Here is a 24,485-nt window from a genome sequence, read left to right as displayed (position 1 = left end):
ACTAAATCCGCTGTTGTGCCTTTAGTGCGAGATATTGATTAATTACATTTACGGTAAGCTTCTGTGGTGGGGTAAGAATAGCCAAAATGCCATGTTTGTTCAATTCTTTAACCATCAGCTTTTTCTCGTAGATAAATTTCTCGGCGATGGTTTTGTGATAAATGCCTTCTACATCTTTAGCCGGTTCTGTACTTAATCCTTTTAATTCGGTATTTTCGAAAAATACAACCAGCAATAGGTGGTATTTAGCAATTCTTTTTAAAAAAGGTAACTGACGTTGCAGGGCTGATAAACTCTCAAAATTGGTAAAGAAAACCAGAAGGCCACGCTGTTTTACAACGGAACGGACTGTAGTATACAGGGCTTCGAGATTGCTTTCAAGATACCTTGTTTTTTCTTTATAAAGTACATTCATAATGCTGCCCAGCTGCGAGGCCTTACGGTCAGCTGGTACGATCGATCCGATCGTTTCCGATAAGGTAATCAGGCCAGCTTTATCTTCTTTAAGCATGGCTACTTTCGAAAGCGCCACGGTAGCATTGATGGCATAATCAAGTAAGCTTAATCCTTCAAAAGGCATGCGCATCACGCGCGATTTATCAATGATACAATAAATATGTTGTGATTTTTCATCGACATAGGTGTTCACCATCAAACTGCTTTTTCTTGCAGTGGCTTTCCAGTTGATCGTGCGGATATCGTCGCCCCCGACGTAATTTTTAATTTGATCAAATTCACTGCTTTGTCCGATCTTTCTGATCTTTTTAATCCCAAATTCAGTTAAATAACGCGAGGCTGCCATTAGTTCGTATTGGCCGAGGTTGATGAACGACGGAAAAACAGGTAAAATCCTGGTGCCATCGAAATTGTAACGCCTGCTAATCAAACCTAACGGCGAACTGATATAGGCCCTGATAAATCCGAAATCATATTCACCACGTTTTGTTGGACGTAAATTATAGTGGATTGATTTTATTTCTGCAGGTTTTAAATGGAGCTTAAAATCTTTATCACGGATCTGGAACTGAAAAGGTATCTCGTCAATTACCCTTGCATTTACCACAAAGCCATAATCATTTTTTATTTCGATCTGTATCGGGTTTTCATCGCCGTTACTTAACCGTTTAGAAGTTAGTCTTCTGGCTCCAATGCCATTGTTATTACGGTATAGAATAAAAATATCAATAAAAAATAATAGGATAACCGCACCTGTTGCAATTTCAGGAACATCACCTAGCCACTGAAAAAAGAACTTCAGCAAAAAAAGTAAAATGCAGCATCCTAAAGCCGCGAATAAACGATCGGTCAGGAATAGGTTGCTATAATATTGCTGAAAGAATTTTTTCAATGTTGTTTAATCGGTTAATTGTTTAAATCGGTTAACTGGTAACTGCTAACTGGCAACTGCCAACTGACTTATCTCGGTACCTCAATCTTTTTAATGATCTGATGTATGATGTCGCTTGTCGTTAATCCCTCCATTTCCTTTTCGGGCGATAATAATACCCTGTGCGCCAATACGGGGATAGCAACAGCAATGATATCATCAGGTGTAATAAAATCGCGGCCCTGGATAGCAGCAAAAGCTTTTGCACTATGTACGATGGCTAATGATGCCCTGGGCGAAGCACCTAAGTAAAGCGATGAGTTGTTACGGGTTTCACTTACAATTCTGGCAATAAATTCCAATAACTTTGGTTCTACAAACAAACTGCGGATCACGCTTCTGGCTTCCAGTATCCGCTGAATCGACAATACCGGTTTTACTTCATTCAGCAATGTTTTATTAACCAAGCTATGTTGTGCCATTAAAATTTCGGTTTCTTCTTCCAGTGAAGGATATTTGACTTCAATTTTAAATAAAAACCGATCTAATTGCGCTTCGGGTAAACGGTAAGTGCCTTCCTGCTCAATAGGATTTTGGGTGGCCAAAACCATAAAAGGCTCATCCATAAGGTAGGTTTCTCCATCAATAGTTACCTGGCGTTCTTCCATCACTTCGAAAAGTGCAGACTGGGTTTTGGCTGGTGCACGGTTAATCTCATCAACCAAAATAATATTACCAAAAATCGGCCCTTTTCTAAATTCAAAATCTCCTGTTTTGGTATTAAATATCGGAGTTCCCAAAACGTCAGAAGGCATTAAGTCAGGGGTAAACTGTACCCTCGAAAATTGTGCTTCTATGGATTTGGCAAGCAATTTTGCACTAAGTGTTTTCGCTACTCCGGGTACGCCTTCAATTAAGATGTGCCCGTCGGCAAGCAAACCAACAATTAAGAAATCAATAACTTGTTTTTGTCCGATAATGATATTTCCAAGTACATTTCTGATCTGATTTACCGCTTCATTTAAGGCGCTTAAATCGGTACGTGGGTTAAACTGTTCTTGTTCCATCGCTTTACGTATTTTTATAAAACTGTTCTATGCTTTCGTTTAAATAAATCAATTGGGTATCACTTAAGTTGCCCATGGTTGGTGTCTGTGTAATATGATTGGTAATGGTTTTGGCCAATGCTTCGTTAATACCTGTTTTCTCCATCAGTATTTGCACAAATTTGCCGTCAATTTCGTTGGTTTTTATATGATATCTGGTTCTCAAATATTCCAGAAAATAGTTGATCTTTTTTAAGGCGATATCGAGGTTGTTGCGTTCGTGGTAATAAACGCTGCCTACTACATGAACAAAAGCCAATGAAGAATTGGTAAGCGGATCGGCTATTGGAATTATTCTCTGACGGCGCTTCATATCGTAAAGCACGAAGATGATCAGGCTGAATATGGCCAGGTAGTAGGCATATTTGAGCTCAGGATGTTGGAAAAATACCCTGAGCATATCGGTAGTGGTGGTTTTTTGTGCAGTAAAATACTCATCAATAATGAGCTGCTGAGTTCCTTGTAAATAACTTAAGGTTTTAGCGGCATATTCTGCACCGTATTTATCCAGCAGATTAAAATTAGTGTAAAAACCTGGCTCCGCGATCAGGTACAGATTTCCTTTACCATAGCTGTAACGGACAAAGTTGGGATTGCCATCTCCGTTCACACCGAGTACAGTAGCCTTATTGGTATCGATTTTATCATAATATTGGCTGCCAATTCCTCTTGCAAAGCCGTAGTTTGCCTCCGTTTTTAGGTTTTGATTGGTGAAATTCAGTGTGCGGCCCTCTGCTGACATGGCGCTAAGTGCTTGAAGCTTTAGGTTTTTTCCTGTTTTTCCCAGGTCATAGCTGGCGATAAAAACGTCATTACCGGTCTGCATGTATTTAACCAGCTGATCGAAATCTGTTTTGTTGATTTCTGCTTGTTGTGCAATAATTAAATATGCGGTTTTATTAAAATTTTTGTCCTTTAATGTATTGTAAATAGCAGTTTTAGATAGCCTTATTGTTGCCTTTGGTAAAATATCTTTTATCCGGTGGTATAAAATGTAGGTTCCATAAGGAATTTTATCCCTTACAGCATAGGTGGGAGCCCAGTTTGTTGGGGTGGGTTTGTTGTATTGGGCAACCAGGTACAAGAGGATCAGTATGGAACCAATAATCAGATATATTTTATAACCTTTCATTTGATCTGGCTGTTAAACTGATTAAACGATCGGTTAATAGGCTCGAATCTAACTTCATCAATAGGGAAATCGCCATACCAGATGTAATCAAACTGTATGGTGAGTTTACTAAAATCATTTCTTAGTTCGGGCTTATCGATTTCCATTAAATAATGGTAATTGGTTTTATCAGGCTGCCAATGGATGATTTCGGCATCACTCAGTTTTTTTAATGCCCTTAAATATAGAAGCCTAACTGCCAGGCGGAATTTTCTTTCGGCAACCAGCCTGTGCAATTCCTGTTCATAATCTATGTCATGGATATTTTCGGTAATTACATCGTACGGAAGGATTGTGGCTTTCGGTTTTTTCCTGAATATGTTCTCGGCCCCGATGGTTTTGATTACGATAAACAAAATAAGTGCTACTCCTAATCCGATAAAAATATACCTCGAAATTAAATTAGAGGTTGCACCGTGAATTAAGGAACCGATTAAACGCCAGAACCACATCCAGAATTTATCCCACCACGACAATTGCTGTTCGCCGATTTCATCATATTGAAATTCTTTCTGTTCTTTATAACTACCAATGGAATCTTTATCGAATTTTAAAGGAGTAAGTTGAGTACTATCAACACTGATCTCTTTAATAACAGGTTTAGGCTTAACGGTTTGCGCTTTGCTGATTACCGGAATAAAGAACAAAGCTGAAGCGAGAAGGTATCGGAGTATTGCGCGTTGCATTTTAATATTCTTCAGGTCTGGTATCAATAGGCTTTTCGGTATTGCCGAAATTAGAAATCCTTTCCATTAAGCCGGTACTTTCTTTTTGTTCAACCAAACTGAAATAGGACAATGATATGGTAATAATGGGGATAATGGTAAACACCTGGCATAATGACTGCAAAACTGTTGTGATCATGGTAAGTGTTAACGACATGTGCGGGCTTTCGTGCGTAAACATCCCAATCATATTAAATAGGCTGGTAGGTAAAATAATCATGCTCATACAGGCATAAACAATAATCCATACCACGATCAGTGTGCCAAACGTAACCCAGAAATTGTCTTTAATGATATTGAAACTTCTACCGAAGGAATAGCCCAGTGAACCATTTTCAATCACCATTATGGGAAACATCATGGCCACATATGGGAATAACCAAAAGCCGGGCACGAGGCAAAACACAAACGCGATGATCAACATCATGATTAACAAAAAAGAACTGCCAAAAATCCTGAAGAAGTAATGTTTAAAGTACCCCCATACCTCATCAGTAGTAGGTGTTTGGTTGCCTTTTTTTACGTAAATGGCTATATAAGAAAGTATGGCAACACTCATACTGGTATAAGAGGCCAGAGAAAATAAAATAGAAAGAAAATATTCTATTCCGTATAATCCAGAAAAGCCTAAGCCATTGCTGTTTCTTCCATTGCCAATAGTATTGATAATATTAACCATTTTATATTGCTGCAATAACATAGTTAACATGCTGGCCAATACAAACAGACCACAAAAGGTAAAGTATATTTTAATGAGTGGCTTAAAATTTTGGCGTATAAAGGTAAAAGTATCATTGATCACTTGTCCGAAATCCCTTCTTTTCTTAAATTCAATTTTCCCTAGCATATTGCTTGTTATGATGGATTTTAATGGGGTAAATAAATATATACCAGATGATAAAAGCTGCAGAAGACAGTAAAATCAGTAGACTTAGCCATAAAGGCATCCCGGTATGTCGGGTAACAAAGCTTTCAAAAAACGCAGCCACGATAAAAATGGGAATCAGGCCTATTACGATTTTTAACCCATCTTTTGCACCTTTTAATACAGAAGCCATTCGGGTATAGGTTTTGGGGAACAAAAGACTGTTGCCCAAAACTAAACCTGCCGCACCTGCCAAAACAATAGCCGAAATTTCCAATGTCCCATGAATCCAGATCACCAGAACTGATTGAAAGCCCAGGCCTTTGCTAAAAAAGAAATATTGAAACGAGCCGAGCATGATACCGTTTCTGAATAGGGAAACAACAGATCCGAAAGAAAATATGATGCCCAAAACAAAAGTGTATAGTGCAACAAAAATATTGTTAAACCCAATTTGCACAAACATCATGAATTCATTACTCTGCTTATACACGCCAAAAGGATCACCTTTTGCAATATTCTCGTTCGTCATATTCACATAGGCATCGCCCATAATCAGACGAACAAAAGTATCATCGTATTTAGCCGATAAGGCGCCAATGGCGCAGGAAACCAAGAAAAATACCAGGGCATATAGTACCTGTTTTCGATGTTCGAAGAATATTAAGGGAAGTTCGGTTTTCCAGAAATGGATAAAGCGGTTCGATTTTTCTTTCTTATTTTTATAAACAGATTGGTGTAATTTGGAAGCCAGGCCATTGAGGTAGGCCGTAGTTTTCGAATTTGGATAAAACGTTTTTGAGTAGGCCAGATCATTGGTAATCTCGATAAACTGATTGGCCACTTCATCAGGACTTGCCTGTTGCATCGAATCGTAATGCTGCCACTTCTTCGAATTTTGTTTAACAAATAATGCTTCTCTCATTTAAAGGCGTTACCAAATCTTGGGTTAAAATAGCTAAATTTTTATGGAAATAAAACCCGATTTATTTCCATATGTTTTACCCGGCAAATAAATATACATAGTTAAACCAGCGCTATTGAAAATATAATAAATCTTTAGTTTCAAAAAATAAAGATTTCCCTGCGGCTATTATCTTAAAAAAAATTATGTTTGAATATGGATACCATCAGAATTAGCACGGCTCAGAATGTTGATATTGATTACGAGATTGCCGGCCTTGGAGAACGGATAGCTGCAAGATGTATAGACTTGGCCGGATTTGCAATTCTTGCTGTAATTACCCTGGTAGTTATGGGTGCTGCCCAGATGGCGATGTCTGGAATTGCTGCAATAATTATTTTTTTTATTTTCCTGGCCATTTTTGTTTTTTACGATCTGGTTTGCGAAATCACCATGGATGGACAAACCTTTGGAAAAAAAGCGCTGAAGATCAGGGTGATCAGCATAGATGGTACACAGCCAACCTTGGGGCAGTATATTTTTAGGTGGTTATTCCGGATGATTGATTTTGGCTTTCCTTTTGGCTGGGGCGTCGTTGCGCTGGTATCGGTAGCAGTAACTAAAAATCACCAGCGATTGGGAGATTTACTGGCTAAAACCACATTAATTAAAATCAAACCACGCACCGAATTGACCAATGTAGCATTCAGCTTTAGTCTGCCTGAGGAATATGAACCGCATTTTAAAGAAGTACTGCATTTAAATGATCGGGATATAGAGCTTGTTCATGAAGTATTAACCAGCTATTATCAGACAGGGAATGCCGATTTAATTTATGCTATGGCGGCAAAAACCAAAGCCCATATTCTGGTAAACATTCCGGCAGGAATGAACGAATTGCAGTTTTTAGAGACGGTATTAAAGGATTATAACCACCTTACAGCTAATATGAGTGTTTAGCTAAAAAACATTTTTTGCAAATAGCAGATCATTACAAAATTACCGATAAGGATAACCAATGTTTGAAAGATAAAGGAACGTTGTTTAAACTGAAATTTATACAATAATGCAGTTGAGATAAATAAAAACAGTAAAGGAATAGTAGGTGGATAAAGCGACCAGCTTTTTGATAAATCGCCGTGGATCAGCGCAATAAAAGATCGTTGAAAGCCACAACCCGGACAATCGATTCCTGTTAAAGCTTTAAAAGGACAGGGGATTAAATGATTTTGCAGCCAATCAACCAGGTTGATTAAGCTGCAAAATATAAATATGAAAAACATCCTAAAATTATACTACCGGTGGAGTATCATTGGGGTTATTTTGATGATCAGTTGGTTTGTTGAAAGGATTGTTTGTGTTGTTAAATGGGTTATTTGGATTGTTAAAAGGATTATTTCCAAAACCTCCATTTTGTGCTTCTGCTGCTGACGGGCCCAAGTATTTAGCATCTCCAAAACCTAAGATTGGCCAGAAAATGTAAGGGAAAATAACCATACCAACCGTAAAACCTTCCGATTTTCCAAAGCTTTTGCTAACTAAGTTGTAAAGCCAGATGGCAAATACAACGTTAACGCAAGGAATGATCAACCATAAAATCCAAATCATGGGTTTGCCAACAATTTCTAATAAAATAATTAAATTGTAGATAGGAATAATAGCTGCCCAGCCTGGTTTGCCCGCTTTTTCGAACACTTTCCACATGCCCACAATCATTACTACGATTATTGCAAGATATAAGATTGCAATACCGCCTCCAATGCCCGCGGCTACTCCGCTTGATTCATACTCATTCATAGATTTCTGTTTTTAATAGGTGATTAATTTAAATTGTCGAACTAAAATAAATTTTTTAATTTAAAAACAGTATAAATGAGCGTTGAATTATTTCAACACAGCAGATACTTTGGGGAATAAAGCGCTGGCCCATTCGGTATACATTTTACCACTTGGGTGCAATCCATCGTCTGCTACCAGCGATGGATCAGTTGATGCATTTCTGGATGCGGGTGTGATATTGGTGTAGCTCACGCCGGCTGCAAGTGTTATTTCCTGATTGGCGGCGTTAAAACTATCAATTTCACTTGCAATGGTTTGTGTGCTTCTTCCGGAGTTTTTGCCAAAAGGAGTAGCACCCCAATCGGGTATGGAAACCACAAAAACCCTTGATTTATTGCCTCCTGCATAAGTAATTGCCGTTTGTAACAATTCTGAAAATTCCTTTTTATAGGTATTTAACGGGTAGCCCCGGTACTGATTGTTTACACCAATTAAAAGTGTCACAAAACTAAAGGTACCAGTTAAATTTTCGCTTTTAATGGCCGCCTGAAGCTCATTGGTGGTCCAGCCTGTAACCGCAATAATTTTAGGATTGGCTACAATGAGGTTTTGAGCCTGTAATAAACCCTGAAGCTGATAAGGAAATGATTCTGCTTGCTTCACCGATTCGCCGATTGTATAAGAATCGCCGAGGGCTAAATAAGTAAAATTTCCTGTTCCTTTTGAAGGATTTGTAGCTGGATTGGTTGTTGGCTCGTTAATCATCGGGGCTTTTTTAGTACAGCCCGAAGTTAAGAAAGAAAATAAAATAGCGCTTAATAAAATCTTCATCACTCGATTTACGAAGTAACATCCAACTTGGTTTTATCGCTACTAAACCAGCTTCATCTTAAATAATTTAGCTATATGGTTTTTCAGTTTGCCTTTCACTTCTTCCATATCCAGCTGATGTCCTAATTCTTTGGCCAAAGAGGTTACCGCTTTATCATCAATGCCACAGGGAACAATATTTTTGAAATAATCTAAATCTACATTTACATTAAAGGCAAACCCATGCATGGTCACCCAGCGGCTGCAACGCACGCCCATAGCACATATCTTGCGTGCCTTTTCATTGTCGGCATCTAACCAGACCCCCGTAAAGCCGGGATAACGGCCTGCTTCTATTCCATAATCTTTTAAGGTAAGGATAACGGCTTCCTCCAGGGTGCGCAGATATAAATGGATATCGGTAAAGAAGTTATCAAGATCAAGGATCGGGTAGCCTACAATCTGCCCTGGCCCATGGTAAGTAATGTCGCCACCCCGGTTTATTTTATAGTACGTGGCTTGTTTATCTTTTAATCCCTGTTCATCCAACAGCAAGTTTTCGGGATGTCCGCTTTTGCCTAACGTATAAACATGCGGATGCTCGCAAAATATAAGATGGTTTGGCGTAGGCTTATTGGTGTTGTTTATCCGGTTTTCTGTTTTAATGGCCACCGTTTTATTGAGCAGATCTTCCTGTTTATCCCATGCCTGCTGGTAGTCTGTTAAGCCCCAGTCTGCAAAAATGGTTGGTTTTAAATCCTTGGCAATTGCTTTATCTGCTATCTCATTCATCTCTATGTATATTAAGAATTGCCGGCTACATAGCCCAACATGTATCCGTCTTTTGTTTTAAAGTAATTAATGGTCAACTCCCGCATACCCGAAGGCAGTTCTACAAGTGCATTTAATGAGCCTTCGTTTTTTAGCTTAAAAGGTTTAATATGGATATGTTGCTTAAATTCCAGTCCTTTTTTTCCATGCCACTTATAAATAGCCTCTTTGGCACACCAGGCTACATATAAGCCATCTGTGTTATCGCCAATCTGTTTTTGGGCAAGCTCCAAATCGCTTAAAAACTTGTGTTTAATGCTTTTTATTTTGTGTTTAATAAGTTCAATATCAATACCAACAGGGTGGTCCTTACTAATCATTACGGCAGCATAATCATACGAATGGCTTAACGAAATATGGTAGTCAAAATTAACCAGATAAGGTTTACCATGTTCATCAAACTGGCAGTCGATATATTCTGTTGTATTCAACATGGTTCTCAAAAGCAACCTCGTGCTTAACCAGTGCAATAGCCTTTTGCCACTGTTTAGCGATGAAATAATGTCATGTTCATGCTGCTTAAGCTGCAGTCCGGCCAACAACTCTTCTTCTGTTTCCTCAATTTTCCAAATGGCTAAAACAGAATGCTGATCAATATTTTTGTGGTAAATTATTGGCATTGATTAAATTGGAGATTACATGCAAAATTATCTTAAATAAATGATAATTTAGGCCAAAAATACGTATAAAAATGATATTATCTGATAGCAGGATATTAGAAGAAATGGAGAAGGGAACAATCATTATTGAGCCTTTTAAACGCGAGTGTTTAGGAACCAACTCATATGATGTGCATTTAGGGAAATATCTGGCTACCTATAAAAGTCGCGTGCTTGATGCGAAGGCGCATAACGAAATCGAACATTTCGAAATTCCCAAAGATGGTTACATTCTTTACCCGGGTACCTTATACCTTGGTGTTACGGTAGAATATACTGAAACGCATGTGCATGTACCTTTTTTAGAAGGGAAAAGCAGTACCGGGCGATTAGGGATTGATATCCATGCTACAGCAGGGAAGGGAGATGTTGGATTTTGCAATACCTGGACATTGGAAATATCGGTAGCACAACCGGTAAAAGTTTATGCCGGAATGCCTATTGGCCAATTGATTTATTTTGTTGTTGAAGGTAACATTGAAACCATGTATAACTCAAAGGGTAACGCGAAATATAATAATAAAACCACCAGGCCGGTAGAAAGCATGATGTGGAAGAATAAGTTTTAAATTTTTTTTAATCTGTTGCTAGTCCGCAATGCGTTTCCTCTTTTTTTGGAAATGAAAGTTGGCGCGCTGTGGCGGTCTGTAGCCCCGCCATTCGCTGTGGTCCCGATAGAAGAATCGGGAGCCGCCGCTGCTGTCGGGTTTATGATTCACAGTCTGTTTTCAAGGTGCACAAACCTTTGTAAATAAACCCGATAAAGCGGAATAGCCCGGAGCGCAGCGAGGACTATAAGCGAAAGCGGGACTAGCGCCTTCCAAGAATGATGGACTGCTCGTTTCCTAATAAAAAAACACCATTTTTTGGAGCGCAGGTTTAGTACAAAACACGGAGTTTCCTCCCGTTTTCCGCTTGTACGCTTCGCCGCCTCGTGCCTCGTTGCTGCAGGGTACCGCTGCAACCGGGGCTATTTGGCTACACCCGTATTTCATTTGTAGGATTGCCAGTTGCACAAACCTTTGTTCCTAAACCCGATTGAGCGGAATAGCCCGGAGCGCAGCGAGGACTATAAGCGAAAGCGGGACTGGTGTTTTCCAAGAACCATGGACCGATCGTTTCCTAATAAAAAAATGCAGCATTTTTTGAAGCGCAGGTTTAGTGCAAAACACTGAGTTTCCTCATGTTTTACGCTTCGCGGCATAGTGCCTCGTTGTTGCAGGATACCGCTGCAACCGGTGCTATTTGACTACACCCGCATTCATTTTCAGGGTTGCCAGTTGCACAAACCTTTGTTCCTAAACCCGATTGAGCGGAATAGCCCGGAGCGCAGCGAGGACTATAAGCGAAAGCGGGACTAGCGCCCTCCAAGAACCAGGAACCGCTTGTTTCCTAATAAAAACACGTCATTTTTGGAGCGCAGAGCCTGTATAAAACACCAAATTTCTTCCGTTTTCCACTTGTACGCTTCGCTGCCTCGTACCTCGTTGCTGCTAGGTAAACGCTGCAACCGGGGCTATTTGGCTAAAGCAGTATTGTATTTTTAGGGTTTCCATGTGCACAAACTTTTGTTCCTAAACCTGATTTAGCGGGACTAGCGCTGCCAAGAACTGCTATATGCTCGTTTCAAAGTGGTCCCGATAGAAGAATCGGGCGCATCCCCTTGCTGTCATTCTGAACGTAGTGAAGAATCTTTAATAAGTTGGTAACTTACACAATTAAAGATCCTTCGTTTCACTCAGGATGACGACTAAGAAATAGTTCAGAAATCAAGGATTGAATAATTGGCTGCAGCAATATTTTATTTTAGGGTTTCCAAGGTGCACAAACCTTTGTTCTTAAAGCCGGCGCTTGTAATTACAATCATAATGCTGTTATTCAATGAATAAAGCATTTTTGAAATGGTTAACTAAAAAATTAGAAGTAAAACTAAATTTCATGCTTACTTCATAAAAGTATGCCTTAGGTTTTGTACCTTGACACGTATTTAATTGTACCCTAACCACATGAAACTCAAAATTACTCTCGCCATTAGTTTTCTATCTCTGCTTATCGTTTTTGGCGCATTTAAAATGGATGATGATCCGTTTAGTCAGCTTTTAAAGAAACTGGATGATTACACTTCTAAATATCCTCAGGAAAAAATCCACCTTCATTTAGATAAGCCTTATTATGCCATTGGAGATGATATCTGGTTCAAGGCTTATGTGGTCAATACCAAAACTTCGGCACCTTCAGATATCAGTAAAATACTGTATGTAGAGCTGATTAATGAAAAAGATTCGTTAAAAAGGCAGGTTAAATTACCGATCATGGGTGGTATCACATGGGGCGATTTTAAGTTAACAGATTCACTTGCTGAAGGGAATTACAGAATCAGGGCCTATACTAACTACATGCGTAATTTTGGCACCGAATTCTTTTATGATAAGACCATTAAGATTGGAAATAGCTGGGCTAACAAAGTTTTTACTAAAACAGCTTACAGTTTTACGAAAGAGAACAACGCAGATAAGGTTACCGCAACCATTCATTTTGAAGATAAAAATGGTATTGCTTATAGCCAGAACGAAGTAAGTTATGATGTGCAGTTAGATTACCGCTCGGTTAGCAAAGGTAAAGTTAAAACCAATTTAACTGGCGATGCTGTAATTAATTTCACCAATAATCAGCCTTTTCAAAATAAATCCGGAAAAATTATCGCTACCATAACGCTAGACAATAAACAAAAAGTAATTAAATCTATCCCGATTACTTCAACCTCTAACGATGTTGATGTACAGTTTATGCCCGAAGGAGGTACGCTTGTTGAAGAGTTGCCGCAAAAGGTAGCCATCAAAGCGATTGGCTCCAATGGCCGCGGTGAGGATGTTCAAGGTAGTATTATAGATGAAACGGGAAATGAAGTGACCACTTTTTCTACCGATTTCCTGGGTATGGGAAATTTCGTGTTTAATAGTCAGCCAGGCAGATCATATTCTGCAAAAGTTAAGTTTAAAGACGGTTCCGAGAAAACAATCAAACTTCCGGTAGCGGTTAAGAGCGGTTATGCACTTTCAGTAAATGCTTTAGATACGGGTAAAGTAGTGGTTAAGATTATGGCTAGTGCCGATCTTACTAACGGGACTGAATTAAAAGTTGTTGCCCAGCAAGGCGGCAATGTATGTTATGGCTCTAAAGCCAAAATGGATAAACAAGTTTTGATGGCGAGTATCCCAAAAAAGAATCTGCCAACAGGAATTGTTCAGTTTACTTTGTTTTCAGGCAGCAATCAGCCTTTAGCAGAACGTTTGGTATTTATCAATAACAAGTCTGAGTTAATTGATGTATCGCTTAATTCATCCGGTCTATCAAGCTCAAAAAGAGGAAAAGCAGCTTTTACTTTCAGTGCAGATAATGATCATAAACCTGTATTAGGCAGCTTTTCGGTAGCGGTTACCAATGCCACAAAGGTTGCACCAGATGAAAACAACGAATCAAATATTCTTGCGTCACTATTACTTACCTCTGATTTGACAGGATATGTAGAGCAGCCTAACCATTATTTCTTAAAAGATGATCTTCAAACACAAAAAGAACTCGATAACCTGATGCTTACGCAGGGCTGGAGAAGGTTTCTTTGGAAAAATATCATCAATAATGTTGGTCCGAATATTACCTATAAGCCTGAACAGTCTATCACCATCAGTGGAACGGTGACGAAAGGCAATAAGCCTGTGCCTGGTGGTAAGGTAATGCTCATGGCCACAAAAGGAACGATGTACATTTTGGACACGGTAACCAATGCCGAAGGAAAATTTGTTTTTGACAATTTAAGTTTTGGCGATAGTACAAAGTTTGTGGTTCAGGCAAGAACGAAAACAGAACGGAAATTTGTAGACATTAATCTTGATATTGTTCCCGGGCAGATTGTGACGAAGAATAAAAATGGAGCCGATGTCGACATCAACGTAAACAATACTTTAATGAAGTACATTAAAGAAAGTGATAACTATTTCAATGAGATGACCCGCTTGGGCCTGCTGGAGCGGACCATTAAACTTGAGGAGGTAACCATTACGGAAAAGAAAAATCCGGCTAAAAATTCATCCAACCTCAATGGAGCCGGCAGAGCAGATTTTATCATGACGGCCGACCAGTTGTCTACATGTGTTACCTTATCCCAATGTTTGCAGGGACGTTTGCCAGGGGTAATATTTAAAGGGAATGTGCCATACCTGATGCGTAGTCAGGATACGCCTATGGGAATTATTGTTGATGGAATGCAAATGGAGGCCGATTTCCTTGATAATGTTGTGCCGATGGACGTAGAATCTATTGAGTTGCTGAAAAGTATTGGCAATACGGCTATCTACGGTTCACGAGGGGGAGGAGGTTTAATTATTATCACCACTAAACGTGGTGACGGAGGCAGAAGTGTAAATAAATATGCCCCCGGCATTCTAACACTTAATCCTAAGGGATTTACGGTTTCAAGAGAATTTTACTCGCCAAAATACGATACTGCAAGCCCTGAAAACAAGCCCGATTTAAGAACAACTATTTATTGGAACCCACAGGTTGTTACAGATAAAGATGGAAAAGCACAATTTGATTTTTATAATGCGGATGAGGCTGGAACCTATCGCGTAGTAATAGAAGGAATAGATGCTGCGGGGCATTTGGCCAGAAAAGTTTATACTTATGATGTTAAATAGATAAAAATAGATAAATTTGAATTAGTATGCATGCATAGTTTATGCCGAGATATTTGTCTTGATACTGGATTCTTAAATCTTGATACTATTTAAATATGAATACAATAAAAGTAAGTGTTAAAGATCGCCTGGCAACCATCACATTAGATAGGGGGAAATCAAATGCCCTAAACCGGGAGTTGATTACTGAACTAAACGATATGCTTAGAAATATTGCTGCCGATGATAATATTGGTGGTGTAATATTAACCGGAACAGCACCTTTCTTTTCTGCTGGGTTGGATTTAGTAGAGCTTTATAATTATAACGAAGAGGAAGCCAAATCTTTCTGGCAGTTGTTTTTGGATTTTACAGCTAATATGGTTTCGTTTAAAAAACCAATGGTAGCTGCCATCAGCGGACATAGTCCGGCCGGCGGTTGCGTAATGGCATTGGCATGCGATTATCGGGTGATGGCAGAAGGGCAGTACATTATTGGCTTAAATGAAGTGCCGGTAGGTATCATCGTGCCTAATAGTATTTTCCAGTTATACGCTTTTTGGATCGGTAAAGCCGAGGCCACCCGCAGTTTACTTTCTGGTAAGTTGTATAGTCCTGAAGAAGCTTTAAAAGTTGGCCTGGTAGATGAATTGGTTAAGAACGAGAGTTTATTAACAGCAGCCGAACGTAAGATTAAAAAATACATGGAGCTTGAAAGCAATACCTGGTCGCAAAGTAAAGTAAATATCCGTGAAGAACTGATTGCTGCGGTATCTGCCGACCAATCGGCCACTTTAGAAAAAATGCTCGCACAATGGTGGTCGCCTGCAACACGTCATATTTTACAAACAATTTTAGCTAACCTGCAAAGGAAATAGTTTTCAGTTTACTGGTTGCAGTTTCCAGTTTGCAATCTGCTGTATGCAGTTGCTAGTTTCAACAAAATAATCCTTTCAGCAATTAACCGATTTAACACTTAACCAATTAACCAAATTAATGATGTTCAATTATAATTCACCGATGCTCAGAGAAGATGCTTTAAAAGGGAAAACCATTGTGATTACAGGTGGCGGAACAGGACTTGGGAAAGCAATGGGCGTTTATTTTTTGAAGTTAGGCGCTAATTTAGTTATTACCAGCCGTAAGCAGGAAGTATTGCAAAAAACTGCCGATGAAATGGAAGAAAAAACCGGCGGGAAAGTGTTGGCAGTTGCCTGCGATGTACGGGAAATTGAACAGGTAGAAAACGTATTGGCGAAAACGTTAGCGCGTTTTGGTGCTGTTGATGTATTGTTAAATAATGCCGCGGGTAATTTTATTTCTCCCACAGAACGGTTATCAGCCAATGCCTTTTCATCCATCATTGATATTGTTTTAAAAGGAACGGTTAACTGTACACTTACTTTTGGTAAACATTGGATTAAAGAAAAACAGGCAGCAACAGTTTTAAATATAGTTACCACTTATGCTTTTACAGGCTCCGCCTATGTTGTGCCATCGGCCTGTGCAAAGGGCGGTGTTCTGGCATTAACCAGATCTTTGGCTGTAGAATGGGGTAAATATGGTATACGTACCAATGCCATTGCGCCCGGTCCATTTCCAACTAAAGGTGCATGGGAGCGTTTGTTACCAGGCGACTTGGCCAAAAAATTCGATTTTAAAAACCGGGTTCCCCTAAAAAGAGTAGGTGATCATCAGGAACTGGCCAACTTAGCTGCATTTCTGGTAAGCGATTTTTCTGGTTACATTAATGGCGAAGTGATTACCATTGATGGTGGTGAGTGGTTACAGGGTGCAGGCCAGATGAATGGTTTGGAAGCCATTCCGAATGAAATGTGGGATATGCTGGAGCAAATGACAAGAAGCGCTAAATAAAGTGACTACTTGATACGCGCTACTTATTACTTGATACTCGCTACTTCCTACTAAAATATTATCTTTGCCGGTATGAATATCTTACTTTTAGGTTCAGGCGGCAGAGAAAGCGCATTCGCTTGGAAATTAAGCCAGTCTTCGCACTGCGATAAACTAATTATTGCCCCAGGTAACGGAGGTACAGGGGCTTATGGTACCAACATCAACATCAGTGTAAACGATTTTGATGCTATCAAAAAAGTAGTGCTTACTGAAAACATCGGACTCGTTGTTGTGGGCCCTGAAGAACCTTTGGTAAATGGTATTCATGATTTTTTCCTCGCTGATCAAGCCATTGCCCACATTCCCGTTATAGGGCCTAAAAAAGAAGGAGCCATTTTAGAAGGGAGTAAAGATTTCTCTAAACAATTTATGGAGCGTCATGGTATTCCTACCGCGGCTTCAAAATCTTTCACGCCCGAAACTTTGGAAGATGGATTGGCTTACCTGCAAAACCATGCTTTGCCAGTTGTTTTAAAAGCTGATGGTTTAGCCGCTGGTAAAGGAGTATTGATTTGCACCGAAACCATCGAAGCTCAGGAAGAATTAAAACTGATGCTTGGCGGTAAATTTGGTGCAGCTGGCGCAACAGTTGTTATCGAAGAATTTTTAAGCGGAATAGAACTTTCAGTGTTTATTTTAACTGATGGTGAAAACTACATTACACTGCCTTCTGCTAAAGATTATAAAAGAATTGGTCAGGGCGATACTGGCTTAAATACGGGTGGTATGGGTTCCGTTTCTCCTGTTCCTTTTGCCACACCAGAATTTTTGGCCAAAGTAGAAGAACGTATCATTAAACCAACGGTTGAAGGTTTAAAGAAAGATAGTATAGATTATACAGGTTTTATCTTTTTCGGATTGATTAAAGTAGGAGAAGAGCCATTTGTAATTGAATATAACGCACGGATGGGTGATCCTGAAACTGAAAGCGTAATCCCTCGGGTGGAAAATGATTTGGTAGAACTGTTTTTAGCTACCGCTAACAAACAATTAAACAAGGTTAAATTGGTTATTTCAGAACAAACAGCTGCTACTGTAATGATTGTTGCAGGTGGCTATCCAGGCGATTACCTGAAGGGTAAAGCCATTACCGGAATCGAAAATCTCCGTCATTCCAATGCATTCCATGCCGGTACCTTGTTAGAAAATGATGTAGTGAAAACAAATGGAGGCAGGGTAATTGCCATTACCAGCTTACAGAAAGATTTGTTTACTGCTTTACAATCAGCAACAGCTGATGCTGGCCGGATTTATTTCGATGGGAAATATTTCAGGGAAGATATCGGGTTCGATTTGATTTAATAGCAGATGAGTTGGAAAAAAATATGAATAAGTTGAGGTCAATTTTTCCAATAAAATAAAGAAAGTCCCAATTTTTAGTTGGGACTTTCTCATTTAAGGCATATTTCTTATTTCGATTTACTTCCTAACAATTCCTGAAGTTTATCTTGTAAAGCCTGTTCTCTTAAGCCTTTTGCAATAATTTTACCTGTTGGGTCAATTAAGAAATTGGCCGGGATTGATTGGATGCCATACATTTGAGCCACTTCGTTATTCCAGCCGTTCAAATCAGATACATGTGTCCAGGTTAACTTGTCGGCGTCAATGGCTTTTTGCCATGCTGCTTTAGTTGTTTTAGTATTTCCTCCATCCAACGAAACACCCAATACCGTAAAACCCTTATCTTTAAATTTGTTGTAGGCGGCTACCACATTTGGGTTTTCCTGACGGCATGGTCCACACCATGATGCCCAAAAATCAACCAAAACATATTTACCTTTAAAATCAGATAATTTAACTGGTTTCCCGGCAGTATCAGCCTGTGTAAAATCCATCGCCATTGCACCTACAGCAGTCTTTCTTCCTGCTTCAAATATCTGAGCAATTTTTTTACCTGTGTAAGTCGCCTTAAGCTCAGGTGACAGTGCTTCAAAAGCTTTCTGCGCTGCGGCTGCCTGGTCAGGATCTGAAGTCAGCTGGTTTATTGAATTAAGGCTTACAAATGATTTAGGATTGCTATTGGCAAACTGTAATAATAATGGAGGCATCGCTGCAGCTTCTTTTTCATAACGTGCACTTAAAGCTTCCATTACTGCCTTGTCTTGTTTTTGTTCTGGTGTATAACCAGCATATTCAGCATTAATTGCCGCAAGTTTGTCTGCTACAGGTTTAGTTAATGCTCTTAACTTTTTCGCATCATCATTAACAGGAGAACCCGTAATTGTTGCTTTCTTTAAAGAATCTGCCGCAGCCAGTTTTATATTTCCAGGCTCTACATAAAGTGATAAGGCATCTATTTTCTCACCCTGTGCCGGGCGGTTTACATAAGGGTTTTTGTTTAAGAAAAGACTTCCCCCGGTTGGGCTTGCCAGCTTTCCTTTAAAAGTAAAAGCACCGTTTGTTACAATTGCCGAGTCGGTAATGCTTTTACCATCTGTTTGATAGATAAGGTAAACCTTATCTCCGGTTTTTAGGCCTTTTATGTCGCCATTAACCGTAAATGGCTTCTGCGCCATTGCTGCAAATGGCAATAAAGCCATTGCTGATAATAATATTTTTTTCATGAAGTTGGTTTAATCCTATTCAAATATAGAAATCTGTATCGCTAAAACGTAAATAGCTGTGTAAAATTATGATATACTGTTTGTAATGGCTTAAACGTCTACTTTATCCGTTGCCAACTTAATACTTTATACTGGCTGCGTTTTTGGTTTTCTGATCCTCCGTAAATTAACGTTTTTTCCACTTTTTTAGAACTTGCGGTAACTTCAAACTTATTCATGTTTTTAAAAAGATCAGGAGTAACGGTTTGTGTAGCCTTAATTTCAAATACACTAAAGCCCTCATCTGTTGGTTGAAGTAGATCTATTTCATTAGCATGGCTATCTTGCCAAAAGTAATATTCGTTATTTAAGTAGTTATGATAATTTTGTTTTTGGAATTCTGCAATTACCATGTTCTCAAAGATGTTTCCTTTTAGCCTATTTTTTAATAGGGCTTCGCTGGTTTTAATTTTAAGTAAATGGCACAATAAACCTGAATCGTAAAAGTAAAGTTTTGGTGTTTTTACTAAACGTTTATTAAAATTTTCGTGATAGGGTTGTAGCAGATATATGATATAACTACTTTCTAAAAGAGAAAGCCAGTTTTTTGCGGTCGGTTGTGATATATTGCAGGCATTAGCTAGTGCACTTAGATTAAGCAACTGACCGGCCTGGTTGGCGCATAATCCGATAAAGGTTCTGAATGCATGCAAATCTTTAATATTTAAAAGTTCTGTTACATCTTTTTCTACATAGGTTTGTATATAATTGGTAAAATATATATTAGGTTCTATTTCGCGATCGTAAATGGCAGGATAGAAGCCTTTAATACAGGCCTCTGCAAACGAAGGCTGAAGTAAGTTGTTGGCTTTAAGCTCCGATAAATCAAAAGGTAAAAGTTTAAATAGTGCTACCCTTCCCGCAAGGCTTTGTGTTATGCCATGCATTAAATGAAAATTCTGTGAACCTGATAAAATAAACTGCCCCATTATTTTAGATTCGTCAACCAATCCCTGTAAGTAAGAAAAGAGTAATGGAGCTCTTTGTACTTCATCAAAAATCACTTTATCATCATATTCACTTAAAAAGCCATTAGGATCTTCGGTTGCAAATGCCCTAATATCTGGGTTTTCAAGGGAAATATATCTGTAGTTACTAAATAAATTCTTTAGCAATGTAGTTTTTCCCGATTGCCTTGGACCAGTAATGGCGATAATAGGAAATTTATTTTTTTGGTGTTCTATATGTTTACTTATATGCCTTTTAACTAACTGTTGCATAGTTGCTTGTTTAGTCAAAAGTAATAAAAAAGATAAGTGTATACAACTTCCACTTTGAAATTACACGGCTTCCACTTTGAAATTGCACAACTTCCACTTTGAAATTACACGGCTTCCACTTTGAAATTACACAACTTCTAATTCAGCTTTTGATAGGTCCTCCACCACAAATCGGGCATCTCGCCATTAACTGCAATCTGGTAATCATCATATCTGCAGGGTACCAAATGATAACGCTCGTTTTTGGATTGGCCAGATGGGTAAGGAACCTGCATCCACCAACGGTCTGATTTTTTACTTTTTACAAACGTCATTTCTCCCGAACCATCTTTTAAACTGGTTCTATAGATGATATACTGCGATTTTGGTGTAAGTGGAAAATCCTTTTTACGGGCGTAGTATCCATCCACAAAATACCATACCATTTGAGCAAGTAAGAAGGCCGTTTGTCCGTTATTGTCGTAAGCAGGGTTAAACTCGTAAAAGCCTATTGAAGTTAACTTATCATTCATGCCGGCGTAGCGGGCAATCCGACAGGCCTCTTCACCATCAAAACCATTTGGAGTGGTATTGGCATTTGCTGCAGCATCAGCAGACCGGATAGCGCCAATATCAAAGCTGATCATGTTGGCATTGCGGATGATGGGCTCTGTTAAGGTAATATCCTGGGCAAATTCACCCAAACGGTGTACATCAAAATATAATTTGTCCATTACGCTCAAACTTTCTTGATTTACAAAATAAGTTTGATAGCCTACATTGCTGAAATTGAACAGGTAATTGGGTTGATGTAAGAAAATTTTATTCAGGTAACAATCCGATCGGGTGGCAATTCCCTCATGTTCATCATCGCCAATATCGAATTGGTTATCAATAATCACCAGATCAACTTTTTGCTCCAAATCTTCATAACCCAAGTATTGGCCATAGGTTAAGTCTTGTCCGCCGCCAATAATAATTGGAATAATGTCTTTTTTAATCAATTCAGAAACCGCCATTTTGATGGCGATATAGGTATCAGCAATGGTTGCACCATGTTTAATATTACCTAAATCAACAATCCGGCTTTTAAAAGCACCTTCATTCAATCGGTAAAATTTCTCTCTGAAATAGTCGGGAGCCAGGGCACAGCCCTCATTATTAACGGCGCCTCTTCCATCAAGTACCCCAAAAATGGCCAGGTCGTAGGTCTGTTCCTCAAAATCGGGAAAAGATTCGGTATAGATCTGCGCTTTTAACCCTAACTGACTTGTAAAAAAACCTTGTTTGGGCGTAAAACTTTCGGGGTTGATGGGTGAAAAGAAATCCGTTAATGACATATATTTAAAACTCTCGGCTCAAATATCTATTTTTGAATGCGTATTTTCACATATAGCCCGAAAAAAATAAAATGATACTGGTAACCGGAGGAACTGGATTTTTAGGATCTGAATTGATTAAGCAGTTAACCAACAGTGGTTTATCTGTTCGGGCGCTCAAACGAGAACAATCTAAAATACCCGCCTTGCTTGAAAACATTCCTTTAATTGAATGGTTTGAAGCCGATATTAATGATCCCGCTACTTTAGAGGATGCTTTTACAGGTGTTACCAAAGTTTATCATTGCGCTGCATTCGTATCCTTTAACCCTAAAGATAAAAAACAGCTTTTTCATGTAAATATTAAAGGTACATCGAACATGGTTAACCTTTGCGCCGAAAATAATTGCAGGCTATTGCATGTTAGTTCGGTGGCCGCACTGGGCAATGCAAAAAAGGGTCATAAAATTACCGAAACAGATTTTTGGGAATATGATGCAAAAGCGCATGCTTACGGTTTGTCCAAATACGAAGGAGAAATGGAGGTTTGGCGGGGAATTAATGAAGGGATGGATGCTGTTATTGTTAACCCCTCTGTAATTATTGGTAAAAATGCCGGATTCGAAGGAAGTGGAGCAATTTTTAAATTGGTAAAAGATGGTTTTCCATTTTATACCAACGGAGCTTCGGGTTTTGTAGATGTTGAAGATGTGGCCAAAGCAATGATAATGTTAATGGATGCCGAAGTATCAGGAGAACGGTATATCATTTCTGCAGATGACTACCATTATAAAGAACTGTTCAGTGATATTGCTAAAGGCTTCGGTGTTAAAGCACCATCAAAGGAAGCAAAACCATGGATGCTTGGAATAGCCTGGAGGGCACTAAAATTGATATCTATATTTACTGGTAAACAGCCGTCAATCACTAAGGATGCTGCCAAAAGTAGTTTAACCTTAAGTTATTATAGTAATGATAAAGTAAAGACGGTAACAGGCATTAGTTTTAAGCCAGTTGCCGAAAGTATAAAAGAAATTACCCAACATTTAAGATAATGCCCAAACAAAAAGCTTATTACATCATCGATTTTGATAGTACCTTTACACAGGTAGAAGCCCTTGATGAACTTGCCCGGATTTCGCTAAAGAACCACCCAGATAAAGAAGCGATTTTTCAAAAGATTGAAGATTATACCAATTTTGCCATGGAAGGAAAACTTTCCTTCTCCGAAAGTTTAGCACAACGTGTTAAACTGCTCGAAGCGAATGAGGATCATTTAAAGCAGCTCATTAAACATTTAAAAAAGAAAGTATCTACATCTTTTTCGCGTAATGCCGAATTTTTTAAGAAGCATGCAGATGACGTTTTGATTGTTTCCGGAGGCTTTAAGGAATTTATTACCCCGGTGGTAAGCCAGTACCATATTAAAAAGGAAAATATTTATGCCAATACTTTTGTAACCACGGGTGATGGCAAAATTATAGATTACGATCATGCCAATCCTTTGAGCGAAGAAGGTGGCAAAGTAAAATTGCTTCAGCATTTAAAGCTGGAAGGCGAGTTATTTGGTATAGGTGATGGTTATTCTGATTTCCAGTTACGCGAAAGCGGGATCATTAATAAGTTTTTTGCCTTTACAGAAAATATTGCCCGTGAAAGTATTGTTTCCAAAGCAGACCATGTTACACCAAGTTTCGACGAGTTTCTTTACGTAAATGATCTGCCACGTGCAATTTCCTATCCTAAAAATAGAATCCTATGCCTGGTGATTGGTGAGGTTGATCCCTTAACAATTTCCATTCTAAAAAATGATGGTCTATCCATCAGGCATAAAGCTTCATTTGAAGACAAATATGTAAAAGACGTTGGAATTATCGTTTTAGCAGATGGTGAAAAAATCAGCAAAGAGCAATTAAAAAACGCCGCTAAGCTAAAAACTATCGGATATCTGGGAAGTGCAAAAAACAAATTAGATCTAGGTTTGTGTACCAAACAAGGTATTGTGGTTTTTGACGATCCAAAAAACAACCCTCGTAACATTAGTTTTATCCCGAAACGAGTGGCCGATTTTATGAACACAGGCGCAACCTATTTAAGTGCTAATTTTCCAAATCTGCAATTGCCGAAAATCGATAAATCGCACCGTTTAATTCATATCCACAAAAACGTTCCGGGCATCATGGCCAAAATCAATACCGTTTTTGCCAAACACGATATTAATATTGTGAGCCAGTTTTTAATGACTAATCCTGATATCGGATACGCCATTACCGATATTAATACAGAATACGACAAACAATTGTTTAAATCGCTTAAAAAGATTGAACAAACGATAAAATTTAGGGTGCTGTATTAGATGTAAAAGGGATGATGGAATACCTAAAAATCTTGATTTAAGGAATTGGCTTATCAGCTTTGACAACCTTATCGGCTATCGGCCGGTAGGTGTCAAAGCTTTTTAAGTATATTAATTTATGCGGTATCCTTATGGCAAAATTAAACATATTCTGCTAATTTGAGTGTCAGCTTGACCAACTTATCAACTAATGCCTGTAGGTTGTCAAAGCTTTTTAGTATATTGGTTTATGCGGTAT

22 protein-coding genes are annotated in these 24,485 nt (G+C 38.8%); 8 read left to right on the top strand and 14 right to left on the bottom strand.

What is annotated here, in order from left to right; genetic code table 11:
- Nucleotide 1 precedes the first annotated feature (1 nt).
- The 6 genes from ACFE6N_RS01110 to ACFE6N_RS01085 form a co-directional block, all read right to left on the bottom strand.
- Complete coding sequence (locus ACFE6N_RS01110) at nucleotides 2-1,348, bottom strand: DUF58 domain-containing protein (RefSeq protein ID WP_378932932.1); 1,347 nt, start codon at nucleotides 1,346-1,348, stop codon at nucleotides 2-4.
- A 68-nt stretch (nucleotides 1,349-1,416) separates the two neighbouring features.
- On the bottom strand, nucleotides 1,417-2,394 hold the full coding sequence (locus tag ACFE6N_RS01105) for an AAA family ATPase (protein WP_378932929.1): 978 nt from the start codon (nucleotides 2,392-2,394) through the stop codon (nucleotides 1,417-1,419).
- A 4-nt stretch (nucleotides 2,395-2,398) separates the two neighbouring features.
- Nucleotides 2,399-3,565 (bottom strand): DUF4350 domain-containing protein, encoded by a 1,167-nt coding sequence (locus ACFE6N_RS01100; RefSeq protein WP_378932926.1) that lies wholly within the window; start codon nucleotides 3,563-3,565, stop codon nucleotides 2,399-2,401.
- The gene (locus tag ACFE6N_RS01095; RefSeq protein WP_378932923.1) at nucleotides 3,562-4,290 is read right to left on the bottom strand and encodes a DUF4129 domain-containing protein; all 729 of its coding nucleotides are present in this window, start codon (nucleotides 4,288-4,290) and stop codon (nucleotides 3,562-3,564) included. The genes ACFE6N_RS01100 and ACFE6N_RS01095 overlap by 4 nt, the downstream gene beginning before the upstream one ends.
- Before the next feature lies 1 nt (nucleotide 4,291).
- Nucleotides 4,292-5,176: a hypothetical protein gene (locus ACFE6N_RS01090; RefSeq protein WP_378932920.1), complete on the bottom strand. Its 885-nt coding sequence runs from the start codon at nucleotides 5,174-5,176 to the stop codon at nucleotides 4,292-4,294.
- Nucleotides 5,160-6,119, bottom strand: a complete 960-nt coding sequence (locus ACFE6N_RS01085; protein ID WP_378932917.1) for a stage II sporulation protein M — start codon at nucleotides 6,117-6,119, stop codon at nucleotides 5,160-5,162. The genes ACFE6N_RS01090 and ACFE6N_RS01085 overlap by 17 nt, the downstream gene beginning before the upstream one ends.
- 195 nt (nucleotides 6,120-6,314) lie before the next feature.
- Between ACFE6N_RS01085 and ACFE6N_RS01080 the strand changes: the two genes are divergently transcribed.
- Nucleotides 6,315-7,058: an RDD family protein gene (locus ACFE6N_RS01080; protein ID WP_378932915.1), complete on the top strand. Its 744-nt coding sequence runs from the start codon at nucleotides 6,315-6,317 to the stop codon at nucleotides 7,056-7,058.
- Here the strand turns inward: ACFE6N_RS01080 and ACFE6N_RS01075 are convergent.
- The 5 genes from ACFE6N_RS01075 to ACFE6N_RS01055 form a co-directional block, all read right to left on the bottom strand.
- Complete coding sequence (locus tag ACFE6N_RS01075) at nucleotides 7,055-7,381, bottom strand: DUF2752 domain-containing protein (protein WP_378932912.1); 327 nt, start codon at nucleotides 7,379-7,381, stop codon at nucleotides 7,055-7,057. The two genes, ACFE6N_RS01080 and ACFE6N_RS01075, sit on opposite strands and share 4 nt — an antisense overlap.
- Nucleotides 7,382-7,388: 7 nt before the next feature.
- Nucleotides 7,389-7,895: a DUF5684 domain-containing protein gene (locus ACFE6N_RS01070; protein ID WP_378932910.1), complete on the bottom strand. Its 507-nt coding sequence runs from the start codon at nucleotides 7,893-7,895 to the stop codon at nucleotides 7,389-7,391.
- Nucleotides 7,896-7,982: 87 nt separating this feature from the next.
- Nucleotides 7,983-8,708: an SGNH/GDSL hydrolase family protein gene (locus ACFE6N_RS01065; protein ID WP_378932907.1), complete on the bottom strand. Its 726-nt coding sequence runs from the start codon at nucleotides 8,706-8,708 to the stop codon at nucleotides 7,983-7,985.
- A gap of 42 nt (nucleotides 8,709-8,750) precedes the next feature.
- Nucleotides 8,751-9,479, bottom strand: coding sequence for a lipoyl(octanoyl) transferase LipB (gene lipB / locus ACFE6N_RS01060; RefSeq protein ID WP_090983782.1), 729 nt, complete (start codon nucleotides 9,477-9,479; stop codon nucleotides 8,751-8,753).
- A gap of 11 nt (nucleotides 9,480-9,490) precedes the next feature.
- The gene (locus ACFE6N_RS01055; RefSeq protein ID WP_090983784.1) at nucleotides 9,491-10,138 is read right to left on the bottom strand and encodes a 4'-phosphopantetheinyl transferase superfamily protein; all 648 of its coding nucleotides are present in this window, start codon (nucleotides 10,136-10,138) and stop codon (nucleotides 9,491-9,493) included.
- Nucleotides 10,139-10,209: 71 nt separating this feature from the next.
- On the opposite strand from ACFE6N_RS01055, the gene dcd reads away from it, so the two are divergent.
- The 5 genes from dcd to purD all read left to right on the top strand — a co-directional run bounded on the left by dcd (nucleotide 10,210) and on the right by purD (nucleotide 18,072).
- The gene (gene dcd, locus ACFE6N_RS01050; protein ID WP_090983786.1) at nucleotides 10,210-10,746 is read left to right on the top strand and encodes a dCTP deaminase; all 537 of its coding nucleotides are present in this window, start codon (nucleotides 10,210-10,212) and stop codon (nucleotides 10,744-10,746) included.
- Nucleotides 10,747-12,183: 1,437 nt separating this feature from the next.
- Nucleotides 12,184-14,874, top strand: coding sequence for a TonB-dependent receptor (locus ACFE6N_RS01045; RefSeq protein WP_378932902.1), 2,691 nt, complete (start codon nucleotides 12,184-12,186; stop codon nucleotides 14,872-14,874).
- A 95-nt stretch (nucleotides 14,875-14,969) separates the two neighbouring features.
- Nucleotides 14,970-15,731, top strand: coding sequence for an enoyl-CoA hydratase/isomerase family protein (locus ACFE6N_RS01040; protein WP_378932900.1), 762 nt, complete (start codon nucleotides 14,970-14,972; stop codon nucleotides 15,729-15,731).
- A 121-nt stretch (nucleotides 15,732-15,852) separates the two neighbouring features.
- The gene (locus ACFE6N_RS01035; protein WP_378933823.1) at nucleotides 15,853-16,728 is read left to right on the top strand and encodes an SDR family oxidoreductase; all 876 of its coding nucleotides are present in this window, start codon (nucleotides 15,853-15,855) and stop codon (nucleotides 16,726-16,728) included.
- 72 nt (nucleotides 16,729-16,800) lie between these two features.
- The gene (gene purD / locus ACFE6N_RS01030) at nucleotides 16,801-18,072 is read left to right on the top strand and encodes a phosphoribosylamine--glycine ligase (RefSeq protein WP_378932897.1); all 1,272 of its coding nucleotides are present in this window, start codon (nucleotides 16,801-16,803) and stop codon (nucleotides 18,070-18,072) included.
- 107 nt (nucleotides 18,073-18,179) lie between these two features.
- On the opposite strand, the gene ACFE6N_RS01025 is transcribed toward purD, so the two are convergent.
- The 3 genes from ACFE6N_RS01025 to ACFE6N_RS01015 all read right to left on the bottom strand — a co-directional run bounded on the left by ACFE6N_RS01025 (nucleotide 18,180) and on the right by ACFE6N_RS01015 (nucleotide 21,912).
- Nucleotides 18,180-19,334: a redoxin domain-containing protein gene (locus ACFE6N_RS01025; RefSeq protein WP_378932895.1), complete on the bottom strand. Its 1,155-nt coding sequence runs from the start codon at nucleotides 19,332-19,334 to the stop codon at nucleotides 18,180-18,182.
- Nucleotides 19,335-19,432: 98 nt separating this feature from the next.
- Nucleotides 19,433-20,593 carry an ATP-binding protein gene (locus ACFE6N_RS01020; RefSeq protein WP_378932892.1) on the bottom strand — a complete coding sequence of 387 codons (1,161 nt, stop codon included), beginning with the start codon at nucleotides 20,591-20,593 and terminating at the stop codon, nucleotides 19,433-19,435.
- Nucleotides 20,594-20,730: 137 nt separating this feature from the next.
- Nucleotides 20,731-21,912 carry a formimidoylglutamase gene (locus ACFE6N_RS01015; protein WP_378932889.1) on the bottom strand — a complete coding sequence of 394 codons (1,182 nt, stop codon included), beginning with the start codon at nucleotides 21,910-21,912 and terminating at the stop codon, nucleotides 20,731-20,733.
- Nucleotides 21,913-21,983: 71 nt separating this feature from the next.
- On the opposite strand from ACFE6N_RS01015, the gene ACFE6N_RS01010 reads away from it, so the two are divergent.
- Together ACFE6N_RS01010 and ACFE6N_RS01005 are read left to right on the top strand one after the other, a co-directional pair.
- On the top strand, nucleotides 21,984-22,946 hold the full coding sequence (locus ACFE6N_RS01010) for an SDR family NAD(P)-dependent oxidoreductase (protein WP_378932886.1): 963 nt from the start codon (nucleotides 21,984-21,986) through the stop codon (nucleotides 22,944-22,946).
- Nucleotides 22,946-24,247 (top strand): HAD-IB family phosphatase, encoded by a 1,302-nt coding sequence (locus ACFE6N_RS01005; protein WP_134204353.1) that lies wholly within the window; start codon nucleotides 22,946-22,948, stop codon nucleotides 24,245-24,247. The genes ACFE6N_RS01010 and ACFE6N_RS01005 overlap by 1 nt, the downstream gene beginning before the upstream one ends.
- Nucleotides 24,248-24,485: the final 238 nt, after the last annotated feature.

This window comes from Pedobacter sp. BG31 (assembly GCF_042464845.1).
Lineage (GTDB): Bacteria > Bacteroidota > Bacteroidia > Sphingobacteriales > Sphingobacteriaceae > Pedobacter > Pedobacter suwonensis.
This window is presented reverse-complemented; position numbering and strand designations above follow the sequence as displayed.

What these genes read in the sequence shown, in the direction of transcription:
- ACFE6N_RS01105 (WP_378932929.1), bottom strand. Translation starts at nt 2,394, where the DNA reads ATGGAACAAGAACAGTTTAACCCACGTACCGATTTAAGCGCCTTAAAT.
- ACFE6N_RS01100 (WP_378932926.1), bottom strand. Translation starts at nt 3,565, where the DNA reads ATGAAAGGTTATAAAATATATCTGATTATTGGTTCCATACTGATCCTC.
- ACFE6N_RS01095 (WP_378932923.1), bottom strand. Translation starts at nt 4,290, where the DNA reads ATGCAACGCGCAATACTCCGATACCTTCTCGCTTCAGCTTTGTTCTTT.
- ACFE6N_RS01090 (WP_378932920.1), bottom strand. Translation starts at nt 5,176, where the DNA reads ATGCTAGGGAAAATTGAATTTAAGAAAAGAAGGGATTTCGGACAAGTG.
- ACFE6N_RS01085 (WP_378932917.1), bottom strand. Translation starts at nt 6,119, where the DNA reads ATGAGAGAAGCATTATTTGTTAAACAAAATTCGAAGAAGTGGCAGCAT.
- ACFE6N_RS01080 (WP_378932915.1), top strand. Translation starts at nt 6,315, where the DNA reads ATGGATACCATCAGAATTAGCACGGCTCAGAATGTTGATATTGATTAC.
- ACFE6N_RS01075 (WP_378932912.1), bottom strand. Translation starts at nt 7,381, where the DNA reads ATGTTTTTCATATTTATATTTTGCAGCTTAATCAACCTGGTTGATTGG.
- ACFE6N_RS01070 (WP_378932910.1), bottom strand. Translation starts at nt 7,895, where the DNA reads ATGAATGAGTATGAATCAAGCGGAGTAGCCGCGGGCATTGGAGGCGGT.
- ACFE6N_RS01065 (WP_378932907.1), bottom strand. Translation starts at nt 8,708, where the DNA reads ATGAAGATTTTATTAAGCGCTATTTTATTTTCTTTCTTAACTTCGGGC.
- lipB (WP_090983782.1), bottom strand. Translation starts at nt 9,479, where the DNA reads ATGAATGAGATAGCAGATAAAGCAATTGCCAAGGATTTAAAACCAACC.
- ACFE6N_RS01055 (WP_090983784.1), bottom strand. Translation starts at nt 10,138, where the DNA reads ATGCCAATAATTTACCACAAAAATATTGATCAGCATTCTGTTTTAGCC.
- dcd (WP_090983786.1), top strand. Translation starts at nt 10,210, where the DNA reads ATGATATTATCTGATAGCAGGATATTAGAAGAAATGGAGAAGGGAACA.
- ACFE6N_RS01045 (WP_378932902.1), top strand. Translation starts at nt 12,184, where the DNA reads ATGAAACTCAAAATTACTCTCGCCATTAGTTTTCTATCTCTGCTTATC.
- ACFE6N_RS01040 (WP_378932900.1), top strand. Translation starts at nt 14,970, where the DNA reads ATGAATACAATAAAAGTAAGTGTTAAAGATCGCCTGGCAACCATCACA.
- ACFE6N_RS01035 (WP_378933823.1), top strand. Translation starts at nt 15,853, where the DNA reads ATGTTCAATTATAATTCACCGATGCTCAGAGAAGATGCTTTAAAAGGG.
- purD (WP_378932897.1), top strand. Translation starts at nt 16,801, where the DNA reads ATGAATATCTTACTTTTAGGTTCAGGCGGCAGAGAAAGCGCATTCGCT.
- ACFE6N_RS01025 (WP_378932895.1), bottom strand. Translation starts at nt 19,334, where the DNA reads ATGAAAAAAATATTATTATCAGCAATGGCTTTATTGCCATTTGCAGCA.
- ACFE6N_RS01020 (WP_378932892.1), bottom strand. Translation starts at nt 20,593, where the DNA reads ATGCAACAGTTAGTTAAAAGGCATATAAGTAAACATATAGAACACCAA.
- ACFE6N_RS01015 (WP_378932889.1), bottom strand. Translation starts at nt 21,912, where the DNA reads ATGTCATTAACGGATTTCTTTTCACCCATCAACCCCGAAAGTTTTACG.
- ACFE6N_RS01010 (WP_378932886.1), top strand. Translation starts at nt 21,984, where the DNA reads ATGATACTGGTAACCGGAGGAACTGGATTTTTAGGATCTGAATTGATT.
- ACFE6N_RS01005 (WP_134204353.1), top strand. Translation starts at nt 22,946, where the DNA reads ATGCCCAAACAAAAAGCTTATTACATCATCGATTTTGATAGTACCTTT.